Source organism: Pokkaliibacter plantistimulans (genome assembly GCF_003194385.1).
Classification (GTDB): Bacteria; Pseudomonadota; Gammaproteobacteria; order Pseudomonadales; family Balneatricaceae; genus Pokkaliibacter; species Pokkaliibacter plantistimulans.
In genome coordinates this window covers 1-6,026 of the sequence record NZ_LAPT01000053.1, presented here as the reverse complement: position 1 = coordinate 6,026, position 6,026 = coordinate 1, and the positions used below count along the sequence as shown (strand labels likewise).

Sequence of the window (6,026 nt, the reverse complement as noted above, 5' to 3'; positions counted from 1 at the left end):
CTCTCAGCCCGCATCTGTCGCACGAAGAGTTAGTCGTGTGTGGAGTCGAGTGTCCTCCAGGATCACGCAGGCAAGGCTCTGGCACTGGCCAAACAAGGTGAGTGTTTTGTCACGGTGACGAAACCCGCATCGAGCACGGGCAGAATTTCGCATGCGAAATAGTGGCGGGCCAGTGCGCCGGGCTGGAGCACGGCCACCGGTATCTTCAGGCAAACTAGGGGGGCTGGGGGCTTGCCCCCAGTTAGGCGCCACACAGTGTTAGAAAAGAAATGCCAAGTTTGTATGCGCCGGTTCATGCAAGCTCTCAAATAGCTTCGGCTGTTTGTCACTATCAGTTGCACGTAGCTATTGTCGCGGGAATGGAACAACTAGCCACGTCTGCGCCCTCTCGCGCCTTGAATAACCTGGGGTCTTTACCGTGTAGTTTTTTCATCAGGTAGACACCAGTCTTACGGGTGCAGGGGTGTAGCCCCTGCCGGGTGTGGGCAGGCCCACATTACGACATCACGCACGTAGTGCGTTGATATGTCGTTTCCTTTTTGCTCTTAGCAGTTATTAAAAAGCATATATCAATACATATAAAAACAGGGGTGACTTAAAAATTCTTCTTCGGACCTAAATTATCTATTTATGACTTAATTTTTGAGTCTATTAGGTTGGGTGGTTAGTTTTGTCATGTAGAGAGGCGGAATATAGGTGAGTGCTTAGAAAAAAAATGGAGGGCTACAGCTCGGGACTACTAAAAGCGCATGACGGCGCATTTCTAAGAGAAAATAGATATATCTATACAATACAGCTTAGATGTCCTTCTGAAACTGTTCAAATGTCTTATATCGATGCAGAGACTCTGCTCTAACCCAACTAGGGGGATGACTATGCTGTTCTGCCTCCTTAACAATCTGAGCTAACAGACTTGCCTGAAACGCAGCATACTGACGTTTAAGCTGCTCAAGTACGTCTGGCTCACTATCCTGTACAGTAGCAGCCAATGCTGCCTTCCGTGTCAGTAGAGAGCTAGGGTTTAATGGACGGCGAGCACGTAGCTTTGCTTGTGCTTCTTTACGCTCATTGGCTGCCGCTACTTTATCAGGTCTATTAGCTCGCCAAAGCGCACGCCGCTCATTGATCATCGACTTACATCGTGCCTGAAAAGCTGATAGCTGCCGATTACTACATACGCCCAAGCTTAATAGCCAATTTCTGTTTAACTGCTTTACAGCGACGATAGCAAACGCACCACCAGCGGCATCCTTCATATAGCGTTCTTGTACATACAAAATACCCATTGCCTGAAGCTCTGTAATTCGAGCAAAGAAGGCTTGTGTGGGTTTATATTTATGCTCATCGGGTTTGATTGGGTCATCTACTTTTTCAAAGTAAAGCCGATCTGGTGATGATGCAGCTATCGCGATCTCTGACCAAGAACGGTACTTAAACGTTCCATCATCACGAGGCGTCCCAATATGCAATTGGGAAAAGTCTGTCATCTCTAGAATTGTAGCCAGAATCGCACATTGAGAATCCCTCGCTTCGCTTCGGTTATGCTGGGGCTGGCCATCAAGGTTAGCTTTGCTTGTAGTGTTTGACAGCTCCGGGAAATACCTAGGATTGTCGTAGTAGGGACTATTAGGGCCGGTGTAATCAGCCTCTTCGCCAACGGGGTGGAAGATGTTCCTAAATTTCTGCTGTAGCTTTGGAAGAGTATTGACTGTATGTGATGCTGCTCGTCGGTTCAAAAAAGCAGGACGTGCCTTGTCGTGTCCACAGCGATTGCCAGAACCTAAGAAGTGGCCAGGATGAGGATATGCGCGTTTCCCGTGGAAACGGCGGAACTGAACAGCAGAGTTCACAGCTAACTATCAGCAGTAACTGAAAGTGTTAACCATGACGAACAGCAGAAAATTACGTTTACACATATATAACCCCTTGTAACAAACAGGCGCTGTTAGCGTCTTTGATGTTAGAGAAGGAGCCTCACATGCACAGAATTTCAGTCCGGCGGTATTGAAAAGGTTATTATTAACCCCTAAACTGAATTTACTGAAGTGAGGTTCCCGCTACGCTCCGTCCTTAACCCCGACGTGTCGTGTGGACTCAACTCTAGGATTCAAGTGTTGGTAGCACTTGCATCCATCTGCTTGATAGGCCGCCATTTTTGGCGGCTTTTTTCTTTCTAAAAACTTGTAAGACTTTATTCTAGCTGGGTTTTTTGGTCAAGCTTTCCGCTGAACTCATTCTGTTAAGCATTATCTATTCGTAAAGCTGGTAGCTTCTTTTACAGCATCTTTAATATTTCTGAGTAGGCGCTGGTGATGGGCAAGATCTTGCTTCAGCTCGCTATTTTCCTTTATCAGCTGCTGTATTCTGGCACGAATACGCTGATAGTCTTCTAATGCGAGACAGCATGCTTTAGATGCCGTCTTTTGAGAGAACATCGCCTTCAACTCACCTAGCATGGTGTCATCAATATCCAACTTAACCAACGTTTTTGGCATTGAACACTCCCTTCATGTATCGTTATGGTACCATTTCATCTGTTCTGCAGCTGACGATCGGCAACCCGGGGCGAACAAAATGGTACTATTTAGGCTCCTGCTTTGAGTGCAACTGAGGTCCAGTCTGGCTGGATACCTCTTCTATATTCGTAATATTCCCTGCTCTATCTAAAAATATTTTCACCAGCTCATGGCTACTAGATTTTGTTAAATCTTCCTGAATATAGTCAAATACACCAACTATTCTGGAAAATGATATTTTCCCTAAACTTTCAAGTACATCATCTGGTGACTTGAAATAGCCTTTCCCTAGATACTTGCATGCAAGTTTCACTTTTTTGATATGCTCCTGATCCCCACCAAAAACATCAATAAAATATTTTTGAAATACAGGGTGGTGGGCAATCCTTATAAAAGCATCATTACCATCAACTCTCACTTCGTATATTGTCATTGCCAAAAACCTTGATTTCCTTAAAGCCCCTTTCAAATAAAAACTCTAATGCTGTTTTTGCCTGAAACAACTTTTCACCAGCATAGCGAATTTTAAATACAATATAGCGTTTATCTTCTACCGTAATGTAGATAACAAATTTGTCTTCATGGCCATGACGGTGCATTTCAGCCTTTGGTGACGAAGCGTATTCCAGTATCAGATCCAGTTCTTTTGTCGTGACTCTCTTGGCCATATCAACCTCTAGCAGCTTGCAGTTTGGCAACAAGGCCAGACAACTCAGGTACGCCACCATAGATAGATAGAAACGTTTCGATTTCTTCTATAGTGACCTCTATAGCCACTGTTTGCAGCGCCGCTCCAACGTCTTCTTTCACCTGGGCCACCTGCGGTACCGTGCCGGCATTTGCAGTCTGAATCTCCTGTGGGGCGGCTCCGGTTGCTTCTGTTATCTGTACGGGCTGTGGCGCGGTACCTGTTTCATTAGTGCTCTGACTTACCTGTGAGTGTGGGGCAGATCCGGCTGCTTCTGTGGCCTGAGATACCTGCGGCGCCGTGCTGGTAATTGTTGTCTGACCTACCTGTGGGGCTGCTCCGGTTGCTGCTGGTATCTGTTCGGGCAGTGGCGCGGTACCTGTTTCATTATTGCTCTGACTCACCTGTGGTGCAGATCCGGCTGCTTCTGTGGTCTGAGATACCTGCACGTCCTTTTGTGGTAAGGCAGCTTTGACAGCTCTTCGTAATGACGTGTCCAGCTCTCCAGCTCTCCACTTATTTACCAGCTCTCTCGCAAGTTCCGCTTTTCCTGCCAGATGTAACCTCTGCAGCATATATAGTGTTTCCACATCATTGCTTTCATTGTTTATGGAAACCTCTTTTACTAGAGAGCAAGACTCAGCAATTAATATGTATTTGCTGATGGAGCTTGGAGCAATCCCTAGTCTCTTTGCTATCTCGGCCTTGTTTGCACTGGCAGTCAGTGACTCCACTATTTCCTTTATTGCAATCGACTCTTCATATACATTTACAGAATCTCTGTCTTTGTTTTCTGAAATCTGTTTTATTCTAATATCTATTTCGTTGTCATTTGAATCATCAATAACACACCATACTTCACTTACTATACTTGACTGCTTTATTGCTCTCCAGCGGCGTTCACCGTATTTGAGCATGTACTTTCCATCCATGGGTGGATGAACAATACAGGGCTGTAGTTGTTCATTCTCCTCGATAGAAGTTTGTAAATTCAGCAGCGCTTCTAAATCGATAGTTCTTCTAGGCTGTGATGGGTCGGGAATTATTTGGTCAGGATGCAAATAAATATTTTTCTTCTTATTGTCAATTAATTCATCAAGTTTTTTCTTACCAATTTGCTGCGAGAAATTTTTAGCCATGCTTAACAACTCGCTCTAGTAGTTCTTTTGTCAGCTGTTCATATTGTCGTGCTTGGTCGCTGTATTTAGCATAGTCTTTAATACATTGATTCAGCGCAACAGACTCTTTTACTTTTGCTGAGCGTGTAATCATAGAGTTAAACAATAACGCTCCATGCTGCTCTTTTAATTCGTTTAGAAAGTGCTTCTCAACATTAGTTCTGGAAGCGGACATGTCATTGATGACGATGCCTAGCACTTCAATGCTTCCTTTCAGTTTCTTCTTGTTGATCTGTGCATTTCTTATCTGCGCAGATACTGCGGCAACGCTAAAGTCATCTAGTAATGCAGGGATTACCAGATAGTCTGAAGACAAGTGTGCTGCAGTTTGTAGTAGTCCGAATGAGGGCAAGCAGTCAATCAAAATAAAATCAAACAGGCTCTTTATTGATTCTATGTTGTTTTGAAAGTCAAAAATAATTGTAAACTCGTCAGTAGTTCTTTTTGACAATTCTAGTCCCGTGGGGACCACGGACAGATTTTCCTCAACGCTATAAAATTTTTGATTGAACACTTCGGAATACAAATCTTCAGTTTGTGATACCGATTGATCAATCTTAACTTTTAGCGCTCTCGATATGTCCCCTTGCGGGTCATTATCAATTACTAATACTTTGTAACCTTGCCGAGCGAGATTGTATGCCAGATTCATCGTGACAGTTGTCTTACCGACTCCGCCTTTCTGGTTACTTACTGCTATTACCTTAGCCATTGCCAGCACTCCATCATCAATGTGATGCTGATAATAGAATATTGACAACCACATAACAATAAAAAAGGTGCTATTTTTTATATTTTTTAGCACCTGATTTATAAAATTGCACTGTCGTCGTGTGTGCTAGGTAGAGCAGTTACAGACAAAAAACCCCTTACTGTAAGGGGCTTGTTGTCTCAGAAAAGGTACTATTTTTGAATCCGGATCAGTGCCGGCAACACGCAAATTAGTACCATTCTGATTAAGATACAACTCCTCTCTTTCGCGCCCAATGACCTGGCACTTTCTTAAACTCATCACCATTTGGATTTCTATCCGTACACTCAACAATGGTTCTGTCAACCTGTTGGAGCGTAGCTCCTAATGAATAGAATTTCCCCTCAAAGACGCACATGATCGCCGGATCGAACCCTTTGCTCAATGCATCATCTTCGCCTTTAGCACTGCTTTCTTGTGCATGAGCAAGGCCCAGTACACTTGATAAAATCACGGTAACGCCAATACGAGTTTTCATATCTTCCCTTAGATCTAATCGACTCCGTACAGATCCATCAGAGCCTAGTTAAAACGCTGTTGAGGTGTGAGACTGGGTGATAGCTCCTTGTCGATAGGGCTGTCACTGTGGCATTAAAGAGGTATCAGGACTATTGGGGACTCAGCACTTACTTGCTGCACTGATTGCAACGCAAAGCTGTTTGGTGAGCAACGAACGCCTGTCACGGAGTGAACATGATCGGACAATCCCTGCAGAAGGATATCGTACTGTCTTTCTGAATCCATCAGCTCTGAGCGGTTAACTATTCCGTTAAAGGTGAAATAGCGTTCTCCAGAGTCAGGATCGGGAGCAAAAGCGCTTACCTTATAGGTATATTTTCCGGTTTCCATTCCATTAAAGCCTATCTTCTTTTGGGTATCCGTATTTCGTGATT

The 6,026-nt window shown here is 44.2% G+C and carries 8 protein-coding genes; all 8 read right to left on the bottom strand.

Features of this window, described 5'->3' with window-relative positions:
* Nucleotides 1–797: 797 nt before the first annotated feature.
* Nucleotides 798–1,850, bottom strand: coding sequence for a hypothetical protein (locus WH50_RS11980; RefSeq protein ID WP_133251316.1), 1,053 nt, complete (start codon nucleotides 1,848–1,850; stop codon nucleotides 798–800).
* 396 nt (nucleotides 1,851–2,246) lie between these two features.
* Entirely contained in the window at nucleotides 2,247–2,495 is a 249-nt protein-coding gene (locus WH50_RS11975; RefSeq protein ID WP_110187517.1) for a hypothetical protein, read from the bottom strand.
* An 85-nt stretch (nucleotides 2,496–2,580) separates the two neighbouring features.
* Complete coding sequence (locus tag WH50_RS11970) at nucleotides 2,581–2,949, bottom strand: hypothetical protein (protein WP_133251315.1); 369 nt, start codon at nucleotides 2,947–2,949, stop codon at nucleotides 2,581–2,583.
* The gene (locus WH50_RS11965) at nucleotides 2,924–3,184 is read right to left on the bottom strand and encodes a hypothetical protein (protein WP_110187515.1); all 261 of its coding nucleotides are present in this window, start codon (nucleotides 3,182–3,184) and stop codon (nucleotides 2,924–2,926) included. Before WH50_RS11965 ends, WH50_RS11970 begins: the two co-directional genes overlap by 26 nt.
* Nucleotide 3,185: 1 nt before the next feature.
* Nucleotides 3,186–4,343 (bottom strand): ParB/RepB/Spo0J family partition protein, encoded by a 1,158-nt coding sequence (locus WH50_RS11960; RefSeq protein WP_110187514.1) that lies wholly within the window; start codon nucleotides 4,341–4,343, stop codon nucleotides 3,186–3,188.
* The gene (locus WH50_RS11955) at nucleotides 4,336–5,094 is read right to left on the bottom strand and encodes a ParA family protein (protein ID WP_165838405.1); all 759 of its coding nucleotides are present in this window, start codon (nucleotides 5,092–5,094) and stop codon (nucleotides 4,336–4,338) included. Before WH50_RS11955 ends, WH50_RS11960 begins: the two co-directional genes overlap by 8 nt.
* A gap of 244 nt (nucleotides 5,095–5,338) precedes the next feature.
* On the bottom strand, nucleotides 5,339–5,611 hold the full coding sequence (locus tag WH50_RS26110; RefSeq protein ID WP_133251314.1) for a hypothetical protein: 273 nt from the start codon (nucleotides 5,609–5,611) through the stop codon (nucleotides 5,339–5,341).
* 113 nt (nucleotides 5,612–5,724) lie between these two features.
* Nucleotides 5,725–6,026 (bottom strand): hypothetical protein (locus tag WH50_RS26630; protein WP_207780279.1); only part of this gene is annotated, 302 nt, incomplete at its 5' end.

Bases quoted from the DNA above. Each gene is read 5' to 3' on its own strand.
- WH50_RS11975 (WP_110187517.1), bottom strand. From the start codon at position 2,495: ATGCCAAAAACGTTGGTTAAGTTGGATATTGATGACACCATGCTAGGT.
- WH50_RS11970 (WP_133251315.1), bottom strand. From the start codon at position 2,949: ATGACAATATACGAAGTGAGAGTTGATGGTAATGATGCTTTTATAAGG.
- WH50_RS11965 (WP_110187515.1), bottom strand. From the start codon at position 3,184: ATGGCCAAGAGAGTCACGACAAAAGAACTGGATCTGATACTGGAATAC.
- WH50_RS11960 (WP_110187514.1), bottom strand. From the start codon at position 4,343: ATGGCTAAAAATTTCTCGCAGCAAATTGGTAAGAAAAAACTTGATGAA.
- WH50_RS11955 (WP_165838405.1), bottom strand. From the start codon at position 5,094: ATGGCTAAGGTAATAGCAGTAAGTAACCAGAAAGGCGGAGTCGGTAAG.
- WH50_RS26110 (WP_133251314.1), bottom strand. From the start codon at position 5,611: ATGAAAACTCGTATTGGCGTTACCGTGATTTTATCAAGTGTACTGGGC.